This is a genomic window from Rhizobium sp. KNZ14-9A (assembly GCF_056755015.1).
Genome location: NZ_JBPGXB010000002.1, coordinates 640,766 through 663,656 on the forward strand (window position 1 = coordinate 640,766; position 22,891 = coordinate 663,656).

The 22,891-nt window shown below is 58.8% G+C and carries 29 protein-coding genes and 1 tRNA gene; 19 read left to right on the forward strand and 11 right to left on the reverse strand.

The features are described 5' to 3' along the window. The first annotated feature begins 1 nt into the window (after position 1). From ACR9ZQ_RS09305 to ACR9ZQ_RS09325, 5 genes are all read left to right on the forward strand, one after another. Positions 2-862, forward strand: coding sequence for a hypothetical protein (locus tag ACR9ZQ_RS09305; RefSeq protein WP_481427629.1), 861 nt, complete (start codon positions 2-4; stop codon positions 860-862). A 16-nt stretch (positions 863-878) separates the two neighbouring features. Beyond that, positions 879-1,151 carry a hypothetical protein gene (locus ACR9ZQ_RS09310; protein ID WP_481427630.1) on the forward strand — a complete coding sequence of 91 codons (273 nt, stop codon included), beginning with the start codon at positions 879-881 and terminating at the stop codon, positions 1,149-1,151. Further along, positions 1,151-2,593, forward strand: a complete 1,443-nt coding sequence (locus tag ACR9ZQ_RS09315) for an SGNH/GDSL hydrolase family protein (protein WP_481427631.1) — start codon at positions 1,151-1,153, stop codon at positions 2,591-2,593. The genes ACR9ZQ_RS09310 and ACR9ZQ_RS09315 overlap by 1 nt, the downstream gene beginning before the upstream one ends. Positions 2,594-2,951: 358 nt before the next feature. Next, positions 2,952-3,755: a DNA adenine methylase gene (locus ACR9ZQ_RS09320; protein WP_481427632.1), complete on the forward strand. Its 804-nt coding sequence runs from the start codon at positions 2,952-2,954 to the stop codon at positions 3,753-3,755. Positions 3,756-3,846: 91 nt separating this feature from the next. Further along, positions 3,847-4,308, forward strand: coding sequence for a hypothetical protein (locus ACR9ZQ_RS09325; protein ID WP_481427633.1), 462 nt, complete (start codon positions 3,847-3,849; stop codon positions 4,306-4,308). An 83-nt stretch (positions 4,309-4,391) separates the two neighbouring features. On the opposite strand, the gene ACR9ZQ_RS09330 is transcribed toward ACR9ZQ_RS09325, so the two are convergent. Continuing rightward, entirely contained in the window at positions 4,392-4,601 is a 210-nt protein-coding gene (locus ACR9ZQ_RS09330) for a hypothetical protein (protein WP_481427634.1), read from the reverse strand. A 131-nt stretch (positions 4,602-4,732) separates the two neighbouring features. Between ACR9ZQ_RS09330 and ACR9ZQ_RS09335 the strand changes: the two genes are divergently transcribed. Together ACR9ZQ_RS09335 and ACR9ZQ_RS09340 are read left to right on the forward strand one after the other, a co-directional pair. Then, positions 4,733-5,704 carry a DUF2971 domain-containing protein gene (locus ACR9ZQ_RS09335; RefSeq protein WP_481427635.1) on the forward strand — a complete coding sequence of 324 codons (972 nt, stop codon included), beginning with the start codon at positions 4,733-4,735 and terminating at the stop codon, positions 5,702-5,704. 45 nt (positions 5,705-5,749) lie between these two features. Next, positions 5,750-6,394: a DUF2971 domain-containing protein gene (locus ACR9ZQ_RS09340; protein WP_481427636.1), complete on the forward strand. Its 645-nt coding sequence runs from the start codon at positions 5,750-5,752 to the stop codon at positions 6,392-6,394. 145 nt (positions 6,395-6,539) lie between these two features. Here the strand turns inward: ACR9ZQ_RS09340 and ACR9ZQ_RS09345 are convergent. Beyond that, positions 6,540-6,615, reverse strand: a tRNA-Ile gene (locus ACR9ZQ_RS09345). Between the two features lie 192 nt (positions 6,616-6,807). On the opposite strand from ACR9ZQ_RS09345, the gene ACR9ZQ_RS09350 reads away from it, so the two are divergent. After that, positions 6,808-7,176 (forward strand): response regulator, encoded by a 369-nt coding sequence (locus tag ACR9ZQ_RS09350; protein WP_113324523.1) that lies wholly within the window; start codon positions 6,808-6,810, stop codon positions 7,174-7,176. On the opposite strand, the gene ACR9ZQ_RS09355 is transcribed toward ACR9ZQ_RS09350, so the two are convergent. The 4 genes from ACR9ZQ_RS09355 to ACR9ZQ_RS09370 all read right to left on the reverse strand — a co-directional run bounded on the left by ACR9ZQ_RS09355 (position 7,131) and on the right by ACR9ZQ_RS09370 (position 9,362). Further along, the gene (locus ACR9ZQ_RS09355; protein WP_310389196.1) at positions 7,131-7,421 is read right to left on the reverse strand and encodes a DUF2934 domain-containing protein; all 291 of its coding nucleotides are present in this window, start codon (positions 7,419-7,421) and stop codon (positions 7,131-7,133) included. The genes ACR9ZQ_RS09350 and ACR9ZQ_RS09355 overlap by 46 nt on opposite strands. Before the next feature lie 143 nt (positions 7,422-7,564). After that, positions 7,565-7,756, reverse strand: a complete 192-nt coding sequence (locus tag ACR9ZQ_RS09360; RefSeq protein WP_007824152.1) for a hypothetical protein — start codon at positions 7,754-7,756, stop codon at positions 7,565-7,567. Further along, positions 7,753-8,418 (reverse strand): acyl-homoserine-lactone synthase, encoded by a 666-nt coding sequence (locus ACR9ZQ_RS09365; protein WP_113324525.1) that lies wholly within the window; start codon positions 8,416-8,418, stop codon positions 7,753-7,755. Before ACR9ZQ_RS09365 ends, ACR9ZQ_RS09360 begins: the two co-directional genes overlap by 4 nt. Before the next feature lie 218 nt (positions 8,419-8,636). Further along, positions 8,637-9,362: a LuxR family transcriptional regulator gene (locus ACR9ZQ_RS09370; RefSeq protein ID WP_310389200.1), complete on the reverse strand. Its 726-nt coding sequence runs from the start codon at positions 9,360-9,362 to the stop codon at positions 8,637-8,639. 126 nt (positions 9,363-9,488) lie between these two features. Here ACR9ZQ_RS09370 and ACR9ZQ_RS09375 point away from each other — a divergent pair, with 126 nt between their 5' ends. Both ACR9ZQ_RS09375 and ACR9ZQ_RS09380 read left to right on the forward strand, forming a co-directional pair. Beyond that, on the forward strand, positions 9,489-9,674 hold the full coding sequence (locus tag ACR9ZQ_RS09375) for a hypothetical protein (protein ID WP_007824145.1): 186 nt from the start codon (positions 9,489-9,491) through the stop codon (positions 9,672-9,674). 596 nt (positions 9,675-10,270) lie between these two features. Then, on the forward strand, positions 10,271-12,199 hold the full coding sequence (locus ACR9ZQ_RS09380) for a DUF5054 domain-containing protein (protein WP_481427637.1): 1,929 nt from the start codon (positions 10,271-10,273) through the stop codon (positions 12,197-12,199). Here ACR9ZQ_RS09380 and ACR9ZQ_RS09385 read toward each other — a convergent pair. The 3 genes from ACR9ZQ_RS09385 to ACR9ZQ_RS09395 form a co-directional block, all read right to left on the reverse strand. Continuing rightward, positions 12,196-12,441 carry a DUF2934 domain-containing protein gene (locus ACR9ZQ_RS09385; protein WP_310389206.1) on the reverse strand — a complete coding sequence of 82 codons (246 nt, stop codon included), beginning with the start codon at positions 12,439-12,441 and terminating at the stop codon, positions 12,196-12,198. The genes ACR9ZQ_RS09380 and ACR9ZQ_RS09385 overlap by 4 nt on opposite strands. A gap of 230 nt (positions 12,442-12,671) precedes the next feature. Beyond that, the gene (locus ACR9ZQ_RS09390; protein ID WP_481427638.1) at positions 12,672-12,887 is read right to left on the reverse strand and encodes a hypothetical protein; all 216 of its coding nucleotides are present in this window, start codon (positions 12,885-12,887) and stop codon (positions 12,672-12,674) included. A 9-nt stretch (positions 12,888-12,896) separates the two neighbouring features. Further along, complete coding sequence (locus ACR9ZQ_RS09395; protein ID WP_310389210.1) at positions 12,897-13,103, reverse strand: hypothetical protein; 207 nt, start codon at positions 13,101-13,103, stop codon at positions 12,897-12,899. A gap of 321 nt (positions 13,104-13,424) precedes the next feature. Between ACR9ZQ_RS09395 and ACR9ZQ_RS09400 the strand changes: the two genes are divergently transcribed. After that, complete coding sequence (locus ACR9ZQ_RS09400) at positions 13,425-13,808, forward strand: BRA0787 family protein (RefSeq protein WP_481427639.1); 384 nt, start codon at positions 13,425-13,427, stop codon at positions 13,806-13,808. A 95-nt stretch (positions 13,809-13,903) separates the two neighbouring features. Further along, positions 13,904-14,311, forward strand: a complete 408-nt coding sequence (locus ACR9ZQ_RS09405) for a DUF4174 domain-containing protein (protein WP_310389214.1) — start codon at positions 13,904-13,906, stop codon at positions 14,309-14,311. Between the two features lie 4 nt (positions 14,312-14,315). On the opposite strand, the gene ACR9ZQ_RS09410 is transcribed toward ACR9ZQ_RS09405, so the two are convergent. Next, positions 14,316-15,026: a GntR family transcriptional regulator gene (locus ACR9ZQ_RS09410; RefSeq protein WP_037099755.1), complete on the reverse strand. Its 711-nt coding sequence runs from the start codon at positions 15,024-15,026 to the stop codon at positions 14,316-14,318. A 267-nt stretch (positions 15,027-15,293) separates the two neighbouring features. Here ACR9ZQ_RS09410 and ACR9ZQ_RS09415 point away from each other — a divergent pair, with 267 nt between their 5' ends. The 7 genes from ACR9ZQ_RS09415 to ACR9ZQ_RS09445 all read left to right on the forward strand — a co-directional run bounded on the left by ACR9ZQ_RS09415 (position 15,294) and on the right by ACR9ZQ_RS09445 (position 21,625). Continuing rightward, positions 15,294-16,382, forward strand: coding sequence for an ABC transporter ATP-binding protein (locus tag ACR9ZQ_RS09415; protein ID WP_310389217.1), 1,089 nt, complete (start codon positions 15,294-15,296; stop codon positions 16,380-16,382). Positions 16,383-16,411: 29 nt separating this feature from the next. After that, the gene (locus ACR9ZQ_RS09420) at positions 16,412-17,710 is read left to right on the forward strand and encodes an ABC transporter substrate-binding protein (protein ID WP_037072416.1); all 1,299 of its coding nucleotides are present in this window, start codon (positions 16,412-16,414) and stop codon (positions 17,708-17,710) included. 89 nt (positions 17,711-17,799) lie between these two features. Further along, a complete protein-coding gene (locus tag ACR9ZQ_RS09425; protein WP_310389221.1) occupies positions 17,800-18,711 on the forward strand; it encodes an ABC transporter permease in 912 nt (303 codons plus the stop codon). 1 nt (position 18,712) lies between these two features. After that, positions 18,713-19,534 carry an ABC transporter permease gene (locus ACR9ZQ_RS09430; RefSeq protein ID WP_113324565.1) on the forward strand — a complete coding sequence of 274 codons (822 nt, stop codon included), beginning with the start codon at positions 18,713-18,715 and terminating at the stop codon, positions 19,532-19,534. A 1-nt stretch (position 19,535) separates the two neighbouring features. Next, the gene (locus ACR9ZQ_RS09435) at positions 19,536-20,279 is read left to right on the forward strand and encodes an aspartate/glutamate racemase family protein (RefSeq protein WP_007824119.1); all 744 of its coding nucleotides are present in this window, start codon (positions 19,536-19,538) and stop codon (positions 20,277-20,279) included. 110 nt (positions 20,280-20,389) lie between these two features. Continuing rightward, entirely contained in the window at positions 20,390-20,878 is a 489-nt protein-coding gene (locus ACR9ZQ_RS09440) for a heme-degrading domain-containing protein (RefSeq protein WP_481427640.1), read from the forward strand. 123 nt (positions 20,879-21,001) lie between these two features. Beyond that, on the forward strand, positions 21,002-21,625 hold the full coding sequence (locus ACR9ZQ_RS09445) for a DUF2799 domain-containing protein (RefSeq protein ID WP_481427641.1): 624 nt from the start codon (positions 21,002-21,004) through the stop codon (positions 21,623-21,625). Positions 21,626-21,635: 10 nt separating this feature from the next. Here ACR9ZQ_RS09445 and ACR9ZQ_RS09450 read toward each other — a convergent pair whose 3' ends face one another. Further along, positions 21,636-22,880: an AGE family epimerase/isomerase gene (locus tag ACR9ZQ_RS09450; protein ID WP_481427642.1), complete on the reverse strand. Its 1,245-nt coding sequence runs from the start codon at positions 22,878-22,880 to the stop codon at positions 21,636-21,638. Positions 22,881-22,891 lie beyond the last annotated feature (11 nt).

Genomic DNA, 22,891 nt, shown 5'->3' on the forward strand with positions numbered 1-22,891 from the left:
CATGCTTTCGATCACGATTCCTGGCGTCAGCGCCGACCTTTCCAAGCCGCTCCGCAAGCGCGATCCGCTCTGCAAGTTCGACAATGACGGCATCCGCTTCCTCTTCGATGCGGCGTTTCGCTGGTGTTATGCCGATGGCACGGCCAATGCCAACAAGGCCGTTCGCGACGTCGCAGAGCGCAAGGATACCTCGCTTCTTGTCCGCGCAACGCAGTCGATCCCGCTCGTCGGCAACGGGTTGGACTTCTCTGGAACAACACTGCCGGGAAGCTATGTCGAGATCCCCGCGAGCGTTATGGCCGACCTCTATGCCGATCAGCACTTTCTGATCTGCATGTATATGATGCTGCCCTCGTCGGATGACTGGCCGGCGGCGGCGTCAGCGAAGGCGCTTTTCCAGGGGTCGAACAACAGCAACTCCTTCGCTTCCGTTCCCGACATGGCCTTTATCGGGTTCGGTGCGGCCGCGAAGTCGATCTCGTTTCGCCGGCAGACGGCAGTCGGCACCGCAGCAAGCCTCACGATCAGCCCCTCTGGCCCTGGCTTCGGCCAGTTCACCCAGATCGCGATGTGGCGCACGGCCGCCGAGTTCGGCGCCCGCATGAAGACGCCGAGCGGCCAGACGGTGACCACCGGAGCTGCCGGCGCAAACAATAGCGCTGACTTCTCAGGCGCACTGGGCGGCGTCGGCCTGCCGCTCGGCTTCTGGACCTTCAACGGGCTCGATGCGACCGAGCTGAAGGCCAACAATTACCGCCTCCATCGCGCCTTTATCGAAAATCTCGAACGCAGCGGCCGAGATCCCCAGGACGTCCTCGATGACGACTGGCAGCGCCAGATCGATCGCGCCGTCTTCGCCTAAACCAAAGGAACAACAAATGACTGAACGCCTCAACACAACGGACGCCAACGGCGAAACCGGGACTTTCGCGGTCACTGCCGGCACCGTTATCCAGGTCGCCGGAGCGACCGGATCGAAAGCCGTGATCGAACTTCAAGGCCGGATAGAGAACGCCGCGCCATGGGCTTCCATCGGCTCGATCGCAATTGCCAGCCAGACTTTCTTGGTCATCGATGTCGCCCTTGCGGAAGCAAAGCTGGTCTGGACCACCAACAAGGCCGGCGATGCCCTGAAGGCGTGGAGCGTCTAATGGCCAAGCCCGTAGTCAGAAAGACGCTTGCCCGTTCATTCGGTTCGCCTGTCGTGCAAGACGGCATTCCTCTTCCTGCTCTGCCGCTGGCGTCTGGCGCGAAGATCATGGGCCTTGGACATAGCTTTATCGGTCTTGGTGCCGCGCAGACCTACACTGCCGGACAGACCGCGACGAACGGCCATACGGGCTTCTACGAGAACGGCCGAACGGTTCTGTCGTGGATCAAGGCCGCTGACGGCAGGTTCAACATCGACATGTTTGCCGAGCTGAACCATCCTTTCTTTGCGCCGGTTTCCTTCGCGGCCTTCACTGGCGCCATGGGCGGCAAGTCTGGGGACTGCCTAAACCCTGTCGCCGGCCTGGAAACGCAATTCCCCGGCACGCTTGCCCGTACCGATTACGCTCTGAGCCAAAAGCCTGACATCATCTATATCGATATCGGCTACAACGACATTGTCCGCTATCGCAGCCTTGCCGATATCCTGGCGGACTTCGAGACACAGGTCCAAAGGATCACCAAGGCGGGCGTCTATGTCATCCTGCAGACGCTGAGCTGGACCAGCACGCTCGATGATCAACCAGGCACTGACGATCCGGCCTGGCCTGGCATCCTCGACGGGATCAATACGTGGGTCCTCGCGCAGGCGGGGCGCAAGGGCGTCCGGCTCTGCAACACGCTTGCGCTCGATGGGCCGCTTTCCGGCGTCTCGCCAGCGCTCTTTGATGCCGGTGGCCTTCATCCTCTTCCGCCGCTCATGGCAAAGCGCGCCGACATTCTTCTTCCGATCCTGCAGGCGATGGTTTCGGCCGGAGAAACGCGATCGCTCGACCCGCTCGCCGCCTACAACATCTTCCCGCCCAAGGGCACACCAGGTGTTGCTGGCGCCAAGACCAATGTCACCGGCGACGTTGCCACCGGCATGCGCCTGATCCGCGGAACCGGCACGTCGACTTATGTTGGTAGCAAGGAAGTGGTGGCGGCCGGAATTGAGAAGCAGGTCATCACCATCACGCCGGTCAACGACGCGGCCGCCGTCCATACGGTGACCTACGGCTTGCCGGCAAACCTCAGCCTCGCAGCCCTCGGCCTCGTCGCCGGCGACTGGCTTGAAGTCGAAGTTCCCGTCGAGCTGAACGACTGGGCCGGCTGGGACTACCTCGACACCTCTATCCGTGGCCCGGTCCAGATCGCAAATACTGTGACGGTCACCGGCGGCGGCTGGACGACAGGCAACTATGTCGGCGGACGCGGTCGGTCGCTTATCTGTGGCTCGAAGCTCTGGCTTCCCCCTGGGCTGACCATGACGAACATCCGCCTCGATAACCTGTTGGTCCTGAGACACCTGTGCAACACGGGTGGCACCGGCATCGCAAAGATCGGGGCGCCAATCATTCGCAAGATCAACAACCCGCGCCTGGCCTGGCAGTTGGCGGCGTAGCGTAAAGAGGAAAACCCGCCGGGGTTTCCAGCGGGTTTTCAGAAGAAGGACGCACCGGTCAGGGTAAGAAACATCCTTCTACGTGCTGAAAGGTGACAGCGCTCCAGCACACGCGAAACCTATGGAAAGGGCGGATTTTTTCCAGCGCATTTCCGAAAAAAGTCTTGGCTAGGTTAATGGCCGAGGAGGGACTGCCCTACGGCTTCGGCCGATCGACCGGGCGGTCTAGGTGCTCCGCAGCACCCAAACGACGGGCCTTAGTTTGGCGACCAGACCCGTCCGACAGCAGCATTCGATAACTGTCACACCCGTACCCTGCAGGGCGGGACTCCAGTGACTGAGTCGATAGGTTTTGGAAATGGTGAATAATGAAACGTGGCGGGAAGTCCCCAACACGCAGCCGCCGGCAGCATGGATCGGCGGCAAAAGGTTTCTAGCTCCGCGCCTCGTGAAGATGATTGGCGAGATCCCGCACACGCTCTACGCAGAGCCGTTCGTTGGGATGGGTGGCGTATTCTTCAGACGGCGCAATGTTCCCAGGGCGGAAGTGATCAACGATAGGAACGGCGAGGTCGTGAACCTCTTTCGCATCCTGCAGCGGCACTATCCGCAGTTCATGGATACGCTCAAATTTCAGGTCACCAGCCGGCGGGAGTTCGAACGGCTAAAGGCTTGCGATCCTGCTACGTTGACAGACCTGGAGCGGGCAGCGCGCTTCATCTACCTGCAGAAGCTCGCCTTCGGTGGGAAGGTGGCGGGACAGAATTTCGGGGTGGTGACCGACGGCGGCGCAAGGTTCAATCTGACGCGGCTCGCACCGCTCCTGGAGGAAGTTCACGAGCGGCTTGCCGGCGTCGTCATCGAGAACCTTGATTGGCTGGACTTCATCGATCGCTATGATCGGCCGGGGACGCTGTTCTATCTCGATCCACCGTATTTTGGGAGCGAGGGCGACTATGGAAAAAAGCTCTTCGACCGAGAGCAGTTCGCGTTCATGGCGGATCGCCTAACACGCCTCAAAGGCAGGTTTATTTTGTCGATCAACAGTCACCCAGAGATTCGTGAGACCTTTGGCGCCTTCATACATCTGGAGGCGAGACTGAGATATTCGATCGCTGGCGGAAAGGGCACGGACGCAGCTGAGCTTATCATTTTCGGCTAGAAGATCCGCAGCCGCAATGCGGTGGGTTCATCCACTTGCCTTGCGGCTGAGAGGGCTTTTTAGCAATGTATGGTCATCGCCGGAGGAGCAGATGGACAAAGCGCAATTAGAGAAATATGAGAAAATTGCAGAACAGTCGGTCAATGCTGGCCAGGCGGCATACGCGGATCTCTCGAAGTGGATCTTGGCTTCGCTTCTCGCGTTGAATGGTGGCGCGGTTCTGGTGTTCGTTCAGATCTCCAACGCGGTACCGAGACTAGGTCCATCGCTCGCGCCAGTGCTTTTCCTCATGGGAGCACTTTTTGCGGTGGCCTCAGGCGTCTGCGCGCAAAAACGAAACCTCATCGTAAGCCAGTACTTTTTACAGTTTCTGGTGGCGGAAACGGATGACGAACGCGCTAGCAAATTAGAGGAGGGAGTTAGGCGCGAAAGTTTGTTCGAGCACTTGGCAAACGCTTCAATCTTTATGTCTGTTTTGGCACTCGTCGCTGGAGCCATATTTCTGTGGTTGCGTGTCGCGTCGCTAACGATTCCCAATCCACCAGGCCCGTGAACTCGGAGCACCAAGCCCTCAGCAAGCAAGAGCGGAGCTGCCACCGTCCCGGCAAGAGGGCGCTCGCCCTCGCTGGACGGCGATCATCTCGCTTTCCAGCGATCTCCGCTAAGGTTGAGTTGGCGGTCGGCGAATTCATTGAAAAAGGCCACCAAAACTAGGGTCTCCTCTGCAGAGAAGGTGCGCTCGTCGTTTATGAAATTGCGAACCTCTGTGAGCGAGAAACTCCCCGTGCGTTCAGAGGACCAAAAGGCAAGGAAGTTGCTCGCCCGCGTGAGAATTTCATTGGTCATGCTGATTGTCTCCTGTGTGTTTAGAGCGCTTAGTTCTACAGGGAAATCTGTGTACAATTTGTAGTCCTGTTGATCTTGCGAACGAATGACCACAGTCTGCAACTAACGATACTTGTTGTGGACATTTCAAAATGATCTTGGACCACGTCGAAAACACGCTTCGCGAAATCTTCGCCGCAGACGACGTTGCTCGTAGGGCGGCGCTGGTGTTCGGCCAGAAGAAGCTTATTCATTACTGCTCGGCCGATACCGCGCTAAGGATCATCAAAAACAAGGAAATCTGGCTACGAAACGTTCGGGTGATGAACGATTTCATGGAAGTAAACCATGGGTTCAGCCTTATCCAGAGGTCTCTGCAGACGCGAGTTGATACGGCAATCGAAACCGGCATGAACGAACTTAAGAAGGCGTTGGACAGTGTTTCGCCCGGCCTTGCTGACCAGACGTTCGCTCAGTTTCAAGCGTGGTCGCCGCACATCCAAAACGAAACCTACGTTACCTGTCTCTCAGAGCATCTCGATGACGAGGGCAATGACGGTCGCCTTTCGATGTGGAGAAACTACTCTTCCGGGCAAGCCGGGGTAGGAATTATCATCAACACTGCAATTTTTGGCCGCACAGACGATGATCTCGGCGTTTATAGCAGTCCTGTCACATATTTATCGGATCAAGGCCTAGAGCAGTCGCTTCTGCTGATCGCACAAAAAATCAGGTTCAACGCAGCATTTCTAAGCTCTATTCCCCAGGACCGCCTGGTAGGTAACTATTTTCTTCTTTTACGGACCATTGCGCATGGGTCAAAACATCCTGGCTTCAAAGAGGAGCGCGAGTGGAGAATCTTCCACACGCTGGGCCTTGATGAACGAAAGCTCCTCAAAGTTGAGAGCGAGACCGTTGGCGGCATACCGCAACGAATATTGAAGTTGCCTATCGACGGTTCGCTGGAAGGCCTCACCATCCCAAGCTTGATCGACAGCATTCTGATTGGTCCGTCGCAATACCAAGTTGTTATTGGAAATGCGTTGGCGGATGAGCTTCTGCGTGCCGGGATGCAGAACGCGCACCAAAAAATCAAATATTCACCGATCCCTCTCCGAACGTAAGCTTTCAGCGGTCTTCAAACAATTCTTTAGCTCGAAGAGGAAGGCATGGCGCTAAAATCGCTCAAACGAGAGCCGGGGTTAAAACGCTACACTGATCTGGCGGCGGCAATACACGTGCTGCAAACGAGGTCGCTGACGCTTTTAGACCCCGAGAAATGGGACGATGGTAACGATCGTGCTGGGTTAGCGGAATATAAGAAGAGGAAAGAACTAAAATCGCTGCTGGCTTTATGTTTTGCCGACTGCAACGAGACGTATCATCATTGGAGGGTATTCGCATCCGGCGTTTCTGGGGTGTGCATTGAGTTCAAAAAGGATGCGCTACTGTCCTCATTGGACGGTATGCCCGATATCCAACATAGATCCGTCGATTACAGGTCTATCAATATCCTCAGGCGCGAGACATGGGACGTAAATGATCTGCCCTTCATAAAAAGGGCTCCTTACAAACCCGAGAGTGAATACCGCTTTATATACAGTTCTAATGAGGTCGAGACTAAAGCTATCGGCATCGCAATAGGAATTGATTGGATCCATAGTATCAAACTTAGCCCTTGGATGCCAAAGGCGCTGCATGAGCCAGTGAGGACCGCGTTGCGGGGAATCAAAGGGTGCTCGAAAATCTCTATTCAAAGCACGTCCCTGATCGACAGCGATACCTGGAAGCGCAGCATCGAGCAATCAACCTGACAGAATTGGTTTCGAGCCACGATCGGAGAAATCCAAAATTCCGGAACCTGGTGTCAAAATTCCGGTTTTTCGCGTCCGGCTACAGCCGTGTACGGTGGAAAAATGCCTTGAAAATTTTCGTTTAAAATCAATGACCTACAGCGAATGGTGGGCCCGGAGGGACTCGAACCCCCAACCAAGCGGTTATGAGCCGCCGGCTCTAACCATTGAGCTACAGGCCCGGCACCTAGGGTGCGGTCAGCCGGGGCAATGGCACCCGCGGCTTTTGTCCGCTTAACGCAAATCCGGGACAGTCACAAGCCATGAGCGCAAGCATCTGTGGACGATGCATATTTCCGGTTTGCCCTCTGGAACCTTCGCACGCGGGCTACATTTACTCCTGTCAGGCTAGATCTGAAGAGGGCGATCGCAGAATGGTGGCTTCCCAGGGTGCCGTGGTGCTCATCGTCGAAGATGAGCCGCTGATCAGGTTCAATATTCTGGATGTGCTTGAAGAGGTGGGGCACGTGGCGCTCGAGGCTGGGAGCGCGGATGAGGCAATGGTGCTTCTGAAGACCCGCGACGATGTCGATGTCCTCTTCACCGACGTCAACATGGCCGGTTCGATGGACGGCATACAGCTCGCCAAGCGGGTGAGGGCAATGCGGCCGAATATCGGCATCATCATCACCTCGGGCCTGGTGCGGCTCGATCCCATGTCGCTGCCGGCCAACACGGCTTTCCTGCCGAAACCCTATCAGCACGAAGCCTTGATCTCGGCGATCGCTTCCATGACGCGGTAGCTCAGGCCCGAGCGATCAATCGGGGCTCGCCATCGACGGCGGCGGGAGGGGGCGCCCGTTGCCCTGGTCGCGGCTTCGGTTTCTTCGATCTGCTTGCGAGGCTGTTCGTTGGCCTTTGTCGGTTCGCCAGGCAGTTCGGCTCCGGCATCGCTCAAATGGCGCAAATCTTCACCATCCGACCTGCCTTGCACTTCCCAGATTGCGTAGGCGTGCTTGCGCACACGGTCCTCATTCCGGTCCGTCATGGCGATCTCCCCTGGTTTTTCGATCATCGTAAAACCGGCCGGGGAGCCGAATGTTCTGACAAGGCGCCTGAGATCGAGAGGCGCAGCCGAGCCTGAAGGGGGAGGTCTGCTTCAAGCCCGGCCGCTGGCCCCCGGGGGAGCCGTTAATTGTAGCTGCTTTTCAGCAGGTCGTTTTCCTGATGCGCCTTCTTCTCATAGATCGTGAAGAGGGCCATCGAGAGGAGATAGGAGAGGAAAGGGTCTCCCATCTGCGTGGCGATATCGCGGGATGCGAGGATATGTCGTTCCAACGCACCGATATCTTTTTGTACGGTGGTTTCACTCAAGCGGTTCATGCTGCCATCTCCAGGAATTGCGTCACGACGGAACGCGTCGGGACGTAGCGGGTGTAGAGGGGGGTATCGATGCCGAGGGATGCACGCATCCTGTCCAGCACGCGTTCGGAAACTTCGAAGGCGCCGCAGCAGACCGGATATTTGCCGTAGCCGTCGGCGCGACCGAGTTCATCGACCTCGGCGCCGGCGCGCTTGTAGACGCGTTTCAGATGGGGTTCGTAGTTGGAGATCATGGTGTGGATGCCGTGATCGAGGGCGCATTCGCAGAGCGCCAGCAGCAGCATGGAGAAGGCGCGGCCGGCGTCGACATCGGGAAAATCGTCGGCGATTGCTTCCTCGTCGATACACATGCGGGTGCCTTCCCAGATGCCGGGGGCGACGAGATTGGCTGCCTGCGGGAAGGTTGCGCGGAAGACGTCGTAGAGGAGGGTCGGTCCGGTCGTCGGCATCAAGCGCATGCCGCCATAAAGGCGGGTGCGGGTTTCGTCGCACCAGACGAGATAGGCCGGGCAGAGCGAGTCATAGCTGTCGCGCTCGAAGGGGCCGATTACCGGAACGTTCCAGCCAAGGGTGTCCGCAAAGACTTTCTTGCGCAGGCGGAACATCTGGTCGAGTATGAAAGCGTATTTCTGATACTCATGTGCCTGAATGATAACGAACATTTTTCCCTCCAGCGTGTTGGGTTCGTGAGGGCAGAATGGTTCAGGACGGCGGTATCGGAAATTCCCTCATATGGGTGCCTACAGATGAGCCCCCGCATATGGGGGGGTCGTTTGAGGCTCTTTCTGGTCAGCTTGAATCGTTCCATTGGCTGAAACGGGCTGCCTGATCGGCCGGCCCGTTTCAGCTAACAGAATGCTTCAATCTGGTTGGGAAAAGCCTAGGGGTTGATGATGCGCAGCTGCACGGCCCGCGAGGCGGCCGCGGAAATCGTGGCGCAGCCGAGCTTGAAGCGGGCGGTTTTCAGGTAGTCGCGAGTCGTATGCTCGGAAATGCCGAGGATGACGGCGATGTCCTTGTAGTCCTTGCCGAGTGCCGTCCAATGCAGGCATTCGATTTCGCGCGGGGAAAGCGTTGGTACCGGGTCGTTCTCGCCGTGAAGCTCGTAGATGGCCTTCCGATGGATGACATGGGCGATCTCGATCCACTCATTGCGATAGAGCTTGACCATGGCGGTCCAATCATCGAGCGGAATGCGGGCGTTGATCGAAAGCAGCGCGCGGCGCTGTGCCTTGTCGGCAACGGGGATCGAATAGCCGTTGCCGCCGATCCCGTGCTTCTGCGCGTCGACGAGCATGGCATAGGCTTCCGGTGTCGGCTCCACCTCGCTCCAGTCGAAGGGCAGCTGGCGCTCGAAGCCCTGCTTGACGATCGGATCGACCTTCACATAGCTGTTGAGCAGATAGCGCGACACCCAGGCATCCGGATAGGTGGTGCGCACGAAAGGGGCGTCGATCTTTGCCGCAATAGTCTGGGCGAGGTGATAGGTGACATAGTCAACGGCGTACTCCGCCTGGAAAATGCGGATGGAAGCATCGACATTGATTGCAGCCTTGATCTGTTCGAAAACGGTTTCGAACTTTTGGGAATAACTATTTTCCGTCATCGTGCCGCCTGTCTCAAACCGTTCAATCCTACCGCGAGGAATGTCAAAAATACAAGGCATCCCCACATATGCGGGGAATGACTTTTCCAGATCCGTCTGTTAGCGCCTTTTTCGGGGAGGCTCCAGATGGACAGCAAGAGAACGTTCGATATCGCCGAGTGCCATCAGGCAGCCAAAGGGCTGAGATCGAGCTGGCAGGACATGGCTGGCTCCGAGGCGCTAATCCGCGCGCTCGTCGCCGAACGCAACGGCGATACGTTGCTCGCCTTGTTCTGGACAGAGGTTCACCGGACGCTCTGCGAAGAGAAATAATCGCTCCTTTATCGCTACATCAGTCACGCATTTCTTGACAGGATCGGCGAGTGCTTGCCGGACAGGTCGCGGCGCCGTTTTGACGCCGCGCAACTGCCAGAAATCGGCCCGCCCGGATAAGGCCGTTTTGGAATCTCGCAGCGCAATCGCGCGGGAGAAGGAATTCGTGCGCCTGATCGGAACGCGGGACATGGACGGTGATTTCGATCATGGAGGCCATTGGCAAGAGGTCCGGGCTATGTCGTGTAAGGCAGCAAGATGACAGGTGTATCGCGAGTTCAACGCCCTGGTCAGTCAGGTTAATGGCGTATGAACACGTTTTCACATTTTGTAGCCACTTAATTTGCGTTGCCTGCCGGAAGCAAGGTGGGCAAAGTCCAGCTCGATGAAATATCCAGCATATTCGGGGGTGCTCAAGCAAATATGCTTGACGGATCGTTACCACAAAGCGCAAATGTCTTTGTGGAAACGATTACACAAAATGCCATTGTGCCATATTGGGAGGGCATCGGGATTGCGTGTCGAACGCAAAACCATTTGCGTTGCGTCTCATGAGAGCTGCTTGACGACGGCAGGACTGATCTAGCGGAATGCAGATGACAGAAAAGCGCGTGCATCTGGTCTTCAAGACCCATCTCGATATCGGTTTCACCGACCATGCCGAGAAGGTTCGCCGTCAATATCACGAGCGCTTCATTCCGCAGGCGATCGAGACCGCGGCACATTTCTACGCCGAAAACCCTGAGGAGCCGAAGTTCATCTGGACAACAGGTGCCTGGCTGATCTGGGATCATCTGAATTCGCGCTCGCCTGCCGAGGTCGCAGCACTGGAACAGGCGATCGAACGCGGCCTCATCCGCTGGCACGGGCTGCCTTTCACCACGCATACCGAGCTGATGTCGCCCGACCTGTTCTGCGCGGGCCTTTCTTATTCGCAGGAGCTCGACCGCCGTTTCGGCGAGCAGACGATTGCGGCGAAGATGACCGACGTTCCCGGCCACACACTCGGCATGGTGCCGTTGCTTGCCGAGGCCGGCATCCGCTTCCTGCATCTCGGCGTCAACACGGCTTCACCGCCGCCAGACGTGCCTGACATCTTTCGCTGGCGCGCGCCTGATGGTGCCGAAGTCGTCGTCATGTATCAGCGCTCGTACGGCGAGACCTATTTCCCCGAAGGTTTCGACGACGGACTGAGCTTTGCGCATACGCAGGACAATATCGGCCCCCAGAGCGTGCCGCAGACGGCGGAAGCCTATCGCGATATGCGCCGCCTCGAGCCTGACGCGGTGATCCGCGCGGCGACGCTGGAGGATTATGGCGCGATCCTCTGGGAAAAGCGCGAGCGTTTCCCGGTGCTGGAGCTGGAGTTGGGCGATAGCTGGATCCATGGGAGCGCAACCGATCCCTTGAAGACGGCGAAATTTCTGGCCCTGCAGCGGCTCTATGATCGCTTTGCGGGCGAGGGGCTCAATCGACGCAGGCTGGCCTTCGGCCGCGGGCTTGCCATGGTGGCGGAGCATACGTGCGGAGTGGATATCAAATCCTATCTGCGCGACGACAAGGCCTGGGCAAAAGCCGATTTCAACGCCGCGCGCAAAACGGATTACCGTTTCGCCTATACCGAGGCGTCATGGGATGAGCAGCGCGGCTATATCGATCAGGCCGTCGCCGAACTCGATGCCGATGACCAGCAGCGGGCGCAGGCCGTGCTCGCAGAACTCTTCGCGCCGGCGCTCGTCGGCAGTACGAGCCGCGAGATCCGCCTAAGTGCCGGCGGCTGGTCGATCGAGCTTGATGAGGTGACGGGCGATGTCATGGCGCTCACATCACCGCGGGGGCGGCGGATTGCCGGTCACAACGGCTCGCTGATCGCCTATCGCTATGAGAGCTACGATGCTGCCGACGTTGCCAGGCATATGGACAGCTATCTGACACATCGGCAGGAATGGGCAGTGCTCGATCACGACAAGCCCGGGCTTGGCTGTTCGGGTGCTGCGCTTTCGAAGGTCTTTGTGCCGAGCCTGGAAAGTGCGGGCGAGGGTGGGGTTCTGTTGTCCATGCCGGCCGAGGCCGTCGGGCGGTTTGGGGCGCCACGCCAGCTCGCCGTGGAGTTTTCGGCTGATGACGGTGCTCTGCAACTGCGGCTCTCACTGCGCGACAAGCCGGCCAATCGCATGCCGGAGGCAAGTTTCCTGTCGTTCACGCCTGATGGCGCAAAGGACTGGGTCTTCAGGAAGATGGGGCTGTGGCACCGATCCGGTAATTTCGCCAGGTCTGGCGGCGCGCAGCTTCAGGCGGTCAACGCTGTCAGCGGCGTATCAGGGGATGCCGGAGCGCTCGTCATCAAGCCCCTGGATACGCCGCTGGTTGCGCCACAGAGCTGGGATTTCATGTCCTTTTGCAAAGGCTTGCCGGATTTCGATGATGGAATCCGCTTCAACCTGCACAACAATAAGTGGGGAACCAACTTCCCGATGTGGTGGGAAGGCGATTTCTCCGCTCGTTTCAGGATCGCTCTGGATTAGCCGGTGCGCGACAGCCTCTGGCGTGAGGTGGCGCTATCTGCCGGCTTGGGTGCTTTGGGCGTTTTCGGGAATTTGACGAGGACTTCATTGCCATCCGTCGAGGCACGCGTACGTTCCAGCCGTTCGCGTTCGGCTGTTGCCTGGAGCCAATGTTCGGCATCGCGGCCTTGCGGCCTGCCTTCCATTTCCCAGATCGCGTAGGCTCGCTTGCATATCCACTCATGCCGGGAGGTGTTGCTCATCGTTCCGTCCTTCTTGCGCCGATCTTCTTCCCCGCAATCAATTCCACACGATTAGACTCCCGCCAAAGGCGGTACCTCAAGCTGATCTTGCAGAAGGAGCCGGCAATGCCGGCATTTCGAAGGGGGCCACATGGCGTTTTGCCATGCTCACCAGAAGAACGATTTCACCTGGCATGTGTTCCCGACATATTCTGTGAAATTTCGCTCCAAGGGGGCGGAGGGAGGTACGGTTATTCAGAGCGTGACCGTTCGCTGTTGGCCTCATCGTGCTTGATGTTCCAGTCCTTGTTGGACTTCTGGCCGGGTGGCGTGCGGTGGATGGTGGCTTCATCGGAATGGGTGATGTCGCGCGGCTTGGCGCTGGAGACGCCGCTGTTGCGGCGGCCCCGGTCCGAGCGCGTGAACTGTCCTTCGGCGTCTTTGTGGATCTTGTCCTTGCCGCTCACGATCGCGTCCTACTCGTGAATACGATCAGGCAGGACAGGCGGACGGCGCTTGGCTGCCATCAGCAGGTCCAGTTCGACGGAAGACGGGCCGAAGCGAGTAAAGAGGCTTTCGGCCTGCTCGTTCTTGAGACCGTATTTGGTAGCGAATTCGTGAAGACTATAGGGGCGGCCACGCAAGGTGCGGCTGCGTCGTTCGGTTTGGTGAATTTCCGTCATTGCTGATCTCCCCAGGCTGCTTCCTGAGACAAAACCGGCCAGCGCGCTAAAGGTTCCAAATCCGACCTTTCGATGCTCTCCTGGTGGTGAAACGCCGTTTGAGCCTGCTTCGACAGCAAAAAAATGCCGGCAAGTCACAATGGATTTCAATCGGTTAGAAGATGCCGGCGGGCAGGCCGGTCAGAAATGGCTTTATCACGCCTGTGTTACTCTATAAAATGAATCGTGTATCCGGTCCGAGGGAGGAGTCGAGCTGTTGTTTCCGCGTCGATCCGGGCCGGGTCTTGAGGAAGCTGGCTTAATCCATCAGAGGAGACAGACATGATGAATGCACTGCCGCCACTTCACAACGGACATGCCCCGTTTACCCTGCAACAGCTGTTCCGTGAGGCACTTTATGCCTACGAGGAATGGGACAGCGAACTGACGGAGCCGATTGTCACCCATGAAGGCAGGGTCATTCCGATCAGCTTCGTTTTCGAAGCCATGCGCGAATGCACCGATATCGTCCCGGCCAATATCGTCGGCGCCGTCACCGAACGGCTGACCAAGCCCTGGGAAGGCGAGGGACCGCTGGACCAGATGACCTTTTCCACGGCGGCGCGCGTCATGCGCGTTCTGGTGCGCAAGCGCCTTCTTGCTAATGGCACGCCTGATATCGTCGCGCTTTCGACGCGTGCATCCGAAGCGGAACCCCGCGAATAGGCATTCGGGATCGCGGCATTGGCCGCGATCCTATTCCTCGCGGGGAACCCTGCTCATTTCCAGCCGTTGAAACAGGCAGAGAAGGAATGAGCACCATGTTGAGATCCATTCTACACGAAATTATGGGAACGGGCATTCGCGAGGCCCATCTGCCGCGATCGCTGGAACAGTTTCTCGGTGAAAAGAACGTTCTGATCGTCTTTGCGGATGCCGAGGACGACAGGCCGATCGTTCAGGACGAATTGCTGCGCAAATCACAGATGCGGCTGATCGAAGATGATATCGAGGTTTTCACGATCGCCGGCGGCGGCGCATTCTCGCTTTTCGAGGATGGGCGCGACCTTGATGCCGACGAGCTGCGCGATGAGCTTCAGGGGCCGCTCAGCGGCGAATTCGGGCTCGTGCTGGTCGGCATTGACGGCAAAGTGAAGATGCGCTCCAGCGAGCCGATGAGCGTGGAGGATATCAGCCGCGCTGCTGCTATCTCGCCGCCGAGCCACTGAGCTTTCAGAGTTCGAATGCTTCCTTGAGGCCGAGGCTCTTTCGTTCTCGCAGGTCGAGGTCGGCCTCGATATGGGCGATATGGTGAAGCATCAGGTGGCAGGCACGGTCGAGCTCCTTGCTTTCGATCGCTTCGATGATATCGCCATGTTCGGAATGGCCGCAGCTTGAGACCGTCGACTGGCCGTAGAGGGCAATCACCAGCGACGACCGGGCGACCAATTCTTCCATGAAGCGCTGCATGATGGCATTGCCGGAGATCGCGGCGAGCGTCAGGTGGAAATCGCCGGATGCCTTGATCTCGGCCCGTCTTGCTGTCTGGCCGCGCTCGCTCATCAGCCGGCCCTCTTCCAGAAGCAATTGCTTGAGATGCTGGATATCCGAGGGAGTGATGCGGGCGGCCGCGTCCCGCAGGATGCCGGGCTCGACCAGACGGCGGGCGGCAAAGATCTGCCGGGCCTCTTCCGGAGAGGGATAGGCGACGAAGGCGCCGCGGTTTTTCTCGACGCTGACGAGACCTTCGTAGGAAAGCGCCTGCAGGGCGGCGCGCGCCAGCGTGCGGCTGACATTGAAGAGATTGCCGACATCGCTTTCCGACAGTTTCGTGCCGGGTGACAGGCGCCGCTCGACGATAGCCTCCCTGATTGCATCGCGGATCTGCGGGACGCCCGTTTCCTGGGTGTCGTCGTGGCTCATGGCGCTGGCGGCGGATTTCATGAAATCGGTTTCCTTGATGTCGGCAAACCATAGCCGCCTTCGTCTCAAAAGTTAAATAGAATTTGTTCTCATAACGAAGGTCAAATTGTATACGATTTTCTGCACGAATTGAGGACGAAAGCCCATTTTGTGTGCAGTGCGAAAAGTGCCCGAGATTTCGTCGAGCGGCGTTCTGTCATGAAAAATCCATGGTTTTCAAGGGTTTGAGATGCGGTGATCAAATTGGCACGGCAGATGCATCGTCTTTCTCGAACAGGGGAAGACACGATGTCGAAAGCGGCAGAGATCGATATAGCATCCGTTTCCAAGGTCTATGGCGCGACCACGGCGGTCCATGCCATCAGCCTGAAAATCCCGGCCGGTTCTTATTGCTGCTTCCTGGGGCCGTCAGGCTGCGGCAAGACCTCGACGCTGCGCATGATCGCGGGTCACGAGAGCATTTCATCGGGCGATATCCGTCTCGGCAATGTCGTCGTCACCGATTTCCCGCCAGCAAAACGCGGCACGGCGATGATGTTCCAGTCCTATGCGCTGTTTCCGCATCTCGACCTCGTCGACAACGTCGCCTTCAGCTTGAAGATGAAGGGTGTTGACAAGGATGAGCGCCGCGCCAAGGCGCTGGAGATGCTGAAGCTGATGCAGATGGAGGCCTATGCCAGCAGGCGACCGGCGCAGCTTTCCGGCGGCCAGCAGCAGCGTGTCGCGTTGGCGCGTGCCCTGATCACCGATCCGGAGGCGCTGCTGCTCGACGAGCCGCTTTCCGCACTCGACCCGTTCCTGAAGATCCGGATGCGGGCGGAACTGAAGAAGCTGCAGAAGACGCTTGGCATCACCTTCGTGCATGTGACGCACAGCCAGGAAGAGGCGATGGCGCTCGCCGATATCATCGTCATCATGAATGACGGCAAGATCGAACAGGCGGCGTCACCGCGGCAGGTCTTCGAAAAGCCGGCGACAGCCTTCGTCGCCCGCTTCATGGGCGATCACAATGTCCTTTCGGGCCGTGTCGCCTCCAGCGAAAACGGCGTGATCGTCATGACGGTGCCGGAGGGGCAGAGCTTTTCCGTGCGCGGGACGGGCAGGGAAGTCGGCGAAGCCGTCGATATCGGCATTCGCACCGACCGCGTACGCCTTCAGGTGGCGACCGAATGGACCCTCGGCTTCAACGGCATCGTCTCCAATATCGAATATCGCGGCTCCTCGGTGAAGATCACCGTCTTTGGGGCTGGCAGCGACGATTTCACCGTCATCGCAAGCGACAGCGATTACTTCGCCAGCCCGGTCTCGGTCGGCGATGCGGTGTCTTTGAGTTGGGCTTTGGAGGATGCCGTCCTCCTTGGCCGCGTTTCCGCATGAACTTCAGCATCAAGAAAAGGGGAACTGCAATGACGACTGAAACGAAAACCACCAAGGCGGAAAAGGGAATTTCCCGCCGCTCGCTTCTGAAGACGGGTGCTGCCGCCGTCGGCGCTATCGCCGGCTCGGGCGCCATCACCGGCTTCCCGACCATCTGGGCGCAGTCCAACATCACGCTTCGCCAGTTCGGCACCGGCGTTTCGAACATCAATGCGATCGCCGAGAAGTGCAAGCAGGACCTCGGCATCACGCTGGAAATGACTGCGACCGATTCCGACGCCGCCGCCCAGCGCGCTGTGACCCAGCCTGACAGCTATGACATTGCCGATATCGAATACTGGATCTGCAAGAAGGTGTTCCCGACCGGCGTTCTGCAGCCAATGGACGTCAAGAAGCTCAAGTATTTCGATAAGGTCGTGCCGATCTTCACGACCGGCAAGCTGAAGGCGGACAGCACGATCGCCCAGGGCACGGCGCCGCACACCGTCGGCTTCGTCGAGGCGCAGGACTCCAAGAAGTTCGCCAAGGAGCAGACCCAGTGGTTCACGATGATGCCGACGATCTACAATGCCGATACGCTCGGCATTCGCCCTGACCTGACCGGCCGCGAAATCACCTCCTGGGCCGACATTCTCGATCCGGCCTATAAGGGCAAGACGGCCATCATCAACGTGCCGTCGATCGGCATCATGGATGCGGCAATGATCGCTGAAGCCTCCGGCAAGATCAAATATGCCGACAAGGGCAACATGACCAAGGAAGAGATCGACAAGACGATCGAATTCCTGATCAAGACCAAGGGCGATGGCCAGTTCCGCGCCTTCTGGAAGAGCTTCGACGAGTCGGTCAACCTGATGGCTTCCGGCGAGGTCGTCATCCAGTCCATGTGGTCGCCGGCCGTTGCTGCCGTCCGCTCGAAGGGCATTGCCTGCACCTTCCAGCCGCTCAAGGAAGGTTACCGCGCATGGGGCGGCGGTCTCGGCCTTGCTGCGCACCTCAAGGGCGCGCAGCTCGATGCCGCCTATGAGTACATCAACTGGTACACGTCCGGCTGGGTCGGCGCCTATCTCAACCGCCAGGGCTATTACTCGGCCTGCCTTGAAACCGCCAAGGGTTTCATGACCGCCGACGAATGGGGCTACTGGATGGAAGGCAAGCCGGCACAGGGCGACATCCTCTCGCCAGAAGGCAAGGTTATGGAGAAGGCCGGCTCGGTTCGCGACGGCGGCTCCTTCGAAGACCGTATCGGCCATATCGCCTGCTGGAACTCCGTCATGGACGAAGACCGCTACATGGTCCGCCGCTGGAACGAGTTCATCGCGGCTTAAGCAAAACCCCCTCCCGCTTGGGAGGGTTGGGGAGGGGTCTTCACCGATCCCTCCCTATTCGGACAGGGCAGATTTCCGAAGGGGGAAGAATGGCCACGATCGCTTCAGAGCAGACGATACCGGCAGCGGAGGCGCCCAAACGCTCCTTCCGGCTTGCGCCATGGGCGATCTCCTATCTGCAGGCGACGCCGCTGATCGCCATTCTGGGCTTCTTCTTCATCCTGCCGATTCTGATGATCGCGGTTGTCAGTTTCTGGGACTATGATTTCGCCGGTATCTATCCCGACTTCCTGACCATGAATTATACCGACACGCTCGGTTCATGGGTGACGTGGAAGACCTATCTCAATACGCTGAAATTCACCGTCATCGTCTGGGGGCTGACGCTCTTCATCGGCTTCTGGGTCGCCTATTTCCTGGCCTTCCATATCCGCAAGACCTCGACGCAGATGATCCTTTTCCTCGTCTGCACCGTGCCCTTCATGACGTCGAACATCATCCGCATGATCTCCTGGATTCCTGTGCTCGGGCGCAACGGCCTCGTCAATTCGGCGCTGGTGGAGATGGGCATCGTGCCGCAGCCGGTGGAATGGCTGCTCTATTCCGATTTCGCCGTAGTGCTCGCCATGGTGCATCTCTACACGCTCTTCATGGTCACGCCGATCTTCAACACGCTGATGCGCATTGACCGCTCGCTGTTCGAAGCGGCGCGTGATGCCGGTGCTTCCGGCTGGCAGGTGCTGTGGAATGTGGTGATCCCGCTTGCCAAGCCCGGCATGGCGATCGGCACGATCTTCGTCGTCACACTCGTCATGGCTGACTTCTCCACCGTGCAGGTCATGTCCGGCGGGCAGAGCGCCTCCGTGGCGCTGATGATGAAGAACCAGATGTCGCTGCTGCAATATCCGGCCGCTGCCGCCAATGCGGTCGTGCTCCTGGTGGTCGTGCTGATGATGGTCGCTGCGATCCTGCGCGTCGTCGATATCCGCAAGGAGCTCTGAGATGAACCGAGAAAAACGCTCCCTCGAATTCTACGTACTTGCCGCCTTCTTCGGCCTTTTCGTGCTCTTTCTCTACGGGCCGCTTTCGGCGATCGTCATCCTCTCCTTTCAGGGGCCAGATGGCGGTTTGACTTTCCCGCTGAACGGCGTTTCGACGCACTGGTTCTTCAATCTCTTCGAAAAGCAGGCGGTCGGTGATTTCGGCGCCTCCTTCCAGCGATCCTTCATTCTCGGCCTGATGGTGATGGTGGTAACCGTCGTCGTCTCGCTGATGGCGGGCCTTGCATTTCGGCGGCGTTTTCGCGGCTCGTCGGTATTGTTTTACGCGACAGTCGCAAGCCTCGTCGTGCCATCGATTATCATCTCGCTCGGCATCGGCGTGGTTTTCCAGCAGGGTGGAATACGGCCCGCGTGGTATTCCTCGGCCTTTGGCGCGCATCTGACCTGGACGCTGCCGTTCGGCGTTCTGATCATGTTTGCCGTCTTCAATCGCTTTTCTCCAGCCTATGAGGAGGCCGCGCGCGATCTCGGGGCGACCTCCTGGCAGACCTTTCGCCATGTCGTGTTGCCGATGATCGCGCCGAGCCTGATCGGCGTCGGCCTGTTCGGCTTTACGCTCTCCTATGATGAGTTCGCCCGCACGCTGATGACGTCCGGCACCTACAATACGCTGCCGCTCGAAATCTACGGCATGACCACGAACGTCACGACGCCGGTGCTCTATGCGCTCGGCACGGTCACGACGCTCTTCTCCTTCACCATCATTCTCGTCGCACTCGGCATCATGACGATGCTTGGCCGGCGCCAGGCAAAGACCCGCTGACATGCGCATATTGATCGTTAATCCCAATACGACTGCTTCCATGACCGAGAAGGCAGCGACCGCGGCGCGTGCGGTCGCCGCTGTCGGCACCGAGATCATCGCCGCGACCTCGCGCATGGGGCCGGTTTCCATCGAGGGGCATTATGACGGGGCGCTTGCCATCCCGGGTCTGCTGACGGAGCTGAAAGAACGGCAGGAGGCCGGTTACGATGCGGCGATCGTCGCCTGCTTCGACGATACGGGGCTCGACGCCGCGCGCACCTTCGCTGATGTACCTGTTCTCGGGCTCTGCGAATCCGCTGTCGCTACCGCAGGCTTCCTTGCCCAGCGCTTTACGGTGGTGACGACGCTGGAGCGGTCCCGGGTGCTGATCGATAATCTCGTGCGCCGCTATGGCATGGGCAGTCGTGCGAAGGTGAGGGCATCGGATATTCCGGTGCTGGAGCTGGAAGATGCTGCGTCTGGCGCGATCGGCAAGCTGAGAGCGGAAATCGAACGGGCGCTTTCCGAAGATGGTGCCGAGGCGATCGTGCTTGGCTGTGCCGGCATGACGGATTTGGCGCGCGAATTGCAGGATATCTACGGCGTGCCTGTCATCGATGGGGTCGCGGCTGCCGTCAAGCAGGCGGAAGCACTGGTGTCGCTCGGTCTTTCGACCAGCAAGCGCGGCTCCTATGCCTCGCCGCTGCCGAAACATTTCACCGGCGCTATGAGCGGTTTTGCGCCGATCCGGGCAGTCGGATGAGCATCGCACCGAAGCTCTTGACGGTGCATAGTGCCAAGTTTCTGCTTTACTTTTCCCCCTCGCGTGAGAATTGTCACAGCCGATCATCACGCTGAGAGGAGAGCCGTGCCATGTCGATCGACGAAGATCTGATCCGCATCGCGGAACAGGAAAAGGCACTGAGCTTTGATGCCTTCGATCTGACGACTGCATGGCAGCTTGGCAAGCTCTTGCAGGAACTCGCAACCGAGCGCGGCCTCGGGATTGCCATCGATATCACGCTGCATTCCATGCCGGTGTTCTATGCGGCCTTGCCGGGTGTGACGCCTGATAACGTCAATTGGGTCCGCCGCAAGCGCAACATGGTGTTCCGCTATTTCCGCAGCAGCTATGCCTCCGGCCTCAAGCTCCAGAAGGAAGGCAAGACGGTTGAGGACAACGGGCTTCCTCCCGCTGATTATGCCCCGCATGGCGGCAGCTTCCCGATCAATGTCAGGGGCACGGGCTGCATCGGCGCCGTCACCGTATCCGGCCTGCCGCAGCGCGACGACCACAATCTCGCGGTCGAGGCCCTGGCGCTGATCCTGGCGAAGGATCTTGAAAGCCTGCGGCTTGTGTGAAGCCTGCCGCATTTTCGACAAATAAAAGCCACGGAAATTGCAGGATCGCGATCCGTTCCCGGTGACGGTTATAATTCGTGACGATAAGGTGCGCCCGGTTTTGTGACTTGCTGCCGGGACATCATGTTACGTTTGCTCTTTGCCTTTGCTGCCATTGGTTTCAGCCTTTTCCTCGCCTCCTGCAATACGCTCTCGAAGGAAGAATGCGTCGCCGCCGACTGGCGGGTGATCGGTGAATCCGACGGCGCTGCCGGCTACGAGCCGCAGGAGCGTTTTGCAGCGCATGCCAAATCCTGCGAGCGGGTGAAGATCGTGCCCGATCAGACGATCTGGTATCAGGGTTATCAGGCGGGTCTCGTGCGCTATTGCACGCCAATGAGCGGCCTGATGCACGGGCAGGCGGGTCACGGCTACTCCAATGTCTGCCCTCCGGAGACGGCTGCTGGCTTCCTGCGCGGCTATACGCTCGGGAACCGCCAGCATTCGCTACAATCACGGCTAAGCTCGCTGCAGGGCGACTACGGATCGAAGGAAGCCGAGATCGACGACCTGTCGCGCAAGCTCAAGGATGCGCCTGATGCGGACCGGCATGATATCCGCCGGCGGATGGATGATCTCGAAGACGATATGCGCCGCATTCGCAGAGAGCAGCGCGACGTTGAGGACGAACTCGATGACGCGAGCGCTGAGGTGCAATGGTTCCAGCAAAACCCGAACGCAGCGCCGCCGGTCGCGCCCGGCTATTGAGGCTTTCGCCTCAGAGCTTGCCGCCGGCTTCGCTGATGCCCTTGGTCAGACTGCCCGTTGCCGGGAAGAGCGGGATGAGGCAGGCCTGCAGGGCGTGGTAGATGTCGCCCTTGCCGGGGAAAAGCGAGTGTGAGGGCACGAGGTCTTCCGTCAGTTCCTCGTGCCAGCCGCCGTTGTTGTGGTCGACGAAGCTGCGTTCGATCACGTTCCAGATCTTGCGGTAGCATTCTTCGTGATAATCGCTCGGTAGGTGTTCGTTGAGGAAGTGCGCAGCAGCCGCACCCTCGCAGGCCGGCCACCAGAGCTTGTTGCGCTTGGCCGGTTTATCGGCCCAGTCGAGCGTATAGAAGAAGCCGCCCTTGTGGTTGTCCCAGCCGAGCACCATGGATTGCTCGAAGAGGGTTTTTGCCGCATCCGGCATCCATTCTATGCGTTTGCCGCCGAGCGCCCAGAGCTGCAGGATCAGGCGGGTCCATTCCAGCCAGTGGCCGGGTGTCGTGCCGGCTGGGCGGAACATTTCGTTCGGATGATAGTAATCCTTGTCGAGACTCCATTCGGCATCGAAATGTTCGGCGACGCGCCAGCCGACGGAACCAGCCGAACGGCGGATGACGAGGTCGGCGATGCTTTCGGCCTTGGTGAGGTAATCCCGATCGCCAGTCGCTTCGAATGCGGCCATCAGCGCTTCGGTGAGGTGCATGTTGGAGTTCTGGCCACGATAGGCGCCGCCATCGAGCGGCTGCCAGTCGGCGGTGAATTCCTCGGCGATGGCACCGTGCTTGGCTTCCCAGAACTTCGTGTTCAGGACCTCGGTGATATCGGCGAGCATGCCGTCTGCCAGGGGATGGCCGATCGTCTTTGCCGAGGAGGCTGCGAGCAGCACGAAGGCGTGCCCGTAACCCTGCTTGTTGGAATCAACCGGGCCTTCATTGTTCAGCGACCAGAAGTAACCGCCATTCTTGCGGTCGCGGTGGTGGTTCCAGAGATAATCCATGCCGTGGTCGACGACATCGGCGGCACCGGGGCGGCCGAGCAAGGTGCCGATCGAGAAGCAGTGGACGGCGCGCGATGCGATATGGATCGGACGCACCTGTCCCTCGGCATTAAGCGGCTTGCCAGCGTCGTCGAGATCGTAGAAGCCGCCTTTGGGATTGATGGAGTTATGCTGGAAGAAATCAAAGAGGCCGTTGGCCTGCGAAAGCAGCCAGCCGCGATGATAGGCGCGGGTGGACCAGTTGCCGAGTGCAGGTGCCATGATACTCCTCC

Coding starts and splice junctions, on each gene's coding strand:
- ACR9ZQ_RS09325 (WP_481427633.1), top strand. CDS start 3,847: ATGGACAAAGCGCAATTAGAGAAATATGAGAAAATTGCAGAACAGTCG.
- ACR9ZQ_RS09405 (WP_310389214.1), top strand. CDS start 13,904: ATGTTGAGATCCATTCTACACGAAATTATGGGAACGGGCATTCGCGAG.
- ACR9ZQ_RS09400 (WP_481427639.1), top strand. CDS start 13,425: ATGATGAATGCACTGCCGCCACTTCACAACGGACATGCCCCGTTTACC.
- ACR9ZQ_RS09365 (WP_113324525.1), bottom strand. CDS start 8,418: ATGTTCGTTATCATTCAGGCACATGAGTATCAGAAATACGCTTTCATA.
- ACR9ZQ_RS09375 (WP_007824145.1), top strand. CDS start 9,489: ATGGACAGCAAGAGAACGTTCGATATCGCCGAGTGCCATCAGGCAGCC.
- ACR9ZQ_RS09425 (WP_310389221.1), top strand. CDS start 17,800: ATGGCCACGATCGCTTCAGAGCAGACGATACCGGCAGCGGAGGCGCCC.
- ACR9ZQ_RS09370 (WP_310389200.1), bottom strand. CDS start 9,362: ATGACGGAAAATAGTTATTCCCAAAAGTTCGAAACCGTTTTCGAACAG.
- ACR9ZQ_RS09320 (WP_481427632.1), top strand. CDS start 2,952: ATGGTGAATAATGAAACGTGGCGGGAAGTCCCCAACACGCAGCCGCCG.
- ACR9ZQ_RS09445 (WP_481427641.1), top strand. CDS start 21,002: ATGTTACGTTTGCTCTTTGCCTTTGCTGCCATTGGTTTCAGCCTTTTC.
- ACR9ZQ_RS09315 (WP_481427631.1), top strand. CDS start 1,151: ATGGCCAAGCCCGTAGTCAGAAAGACGCTTGCCCGTTCATTCGGTTCG.
- ACR9ZQ_RS09360 (WP_007824152.1), bottom strand. CDS start 7,756: ATGAACCGCTTGAGTGAAACCACCGTACAAAAAGATATCGGTGCGTTG.
- ACR9ZQ_RS09335 (WP_481427635.1), top strand. CDS start 4,733: ATGATCTTGGACCACGTCGAAAACACGCTTCGCGAAATCTTCGCCGCA.
- ACR9ZQ_RS09420 (WP_037072416.1), top strand. CDS start 16,412: ATGACGACTGAAACGAAAACCACCAAGGCGGAAAAGGGAATTTCCCGC.
- ACR9ZQ_RS09435 (WP_007824119.1), top strand. CDS start 19,536: ATGCGCATATTGATCGTTAATCCCAATACGACTGCTTCCATGACCGAG.
- ACR9ZQ_RS09430 (WP_113324565.1), top strand. CDS start 18,713: ATGAACCGAGAAAAACGCTCCCTCGAATTCTACGTACTTGCCGCCTTC.
- ACR9ZQ_RS09305 (WP_481427629.1), top strand. CDS start 2: ATGCTTTCGATCACGATTCCTGGCGTCAGCGCCGACCTTTCCAAGCCG.
- ACR9ZQ_RS09440 (WP_481427640.1), top strand. CDS start 20,390: ATGTCGATCGACGAAGATCTGATCCGCATCGCGGAACAGGAAAAGGCA.
- ACR9ZQ_RS09450 (WP_481427642.1), bottom strand. CDS start 22,880: ATGGCACCTGCACTCGGCAACTGGTCCACCCGCGCCTATCATCGCGGC.
- ACR9ZQ_RS09395 (WP_310389210.1), bottom strand. CDS start 13,103: ATGACGGAAATTCACCAAACCGAACGACGCAGCCGCACCTTGCGTGGC.
- ACR9ZQ_RS09380 (WP_481427637.1), top strand. CDS start 10,271: ATGACAGAAAAGCGCGTGCATCTGGTCTTCAAGACCCATCTCGATATC.
- ACR9ZQ_RS09310 (WP_481427630.1), top strand. CDS start 879: ATGACTGAACGCCTCAACACAACGGACGCCAACGGCGAAACCGGGACT.
- ACR9ZQ_RS09385 (WP_310389206.1), bottom strand. CDS start 12,441: ATGAGCAACACCTCCCGGCATGAGTGGATATGCAAGCGAGCCTACGCG.
- ACR9ZQ_RS09415 (WP_310389217.1), top strand. CDS start 15,294: ATGTCGAAAGCGGCAGAGATCGATATAGCATCCGTTTCCAAGGTCTAT.
- ACR9ZQ_RS09410 (WP_037099755.1), bottom strand. CDS start 15,026: ATGAAATCCGCCGCCAGCGCCATGAGCCACGACGACACCCAGGAAACG.
- ACR9ZQ_RS09355 (WP_310389196.1), bottom strand. CDS start 7,421: ATGACGGACCGGAATGAGGACCGTGTGCGCAAGCACGCCTACGCAATC.
- ACR9ZQ_RS09330 (WP_481427634.1), bottom strand. CDS start 4,601: ATGACCAATGAAATTCTCACGCGGGCGAGCAACTTCCTTGCCTTTTGG.
- ACR9ZQ_RS09350 (WP_113324523.1), top strand. CDS start 6,808: ATGGTGGCTTCCCAGGGTGCCGTGGTGCTCATCGTCGAAGATGAGCCG.
- ACR9ZQ_RS09340 (WP_481427636.1), top strand. CDS start 5,750: ATGGCGCTAAAATCGCTCAAACGAGAGCCGGGGTTAAAACGCTACACT.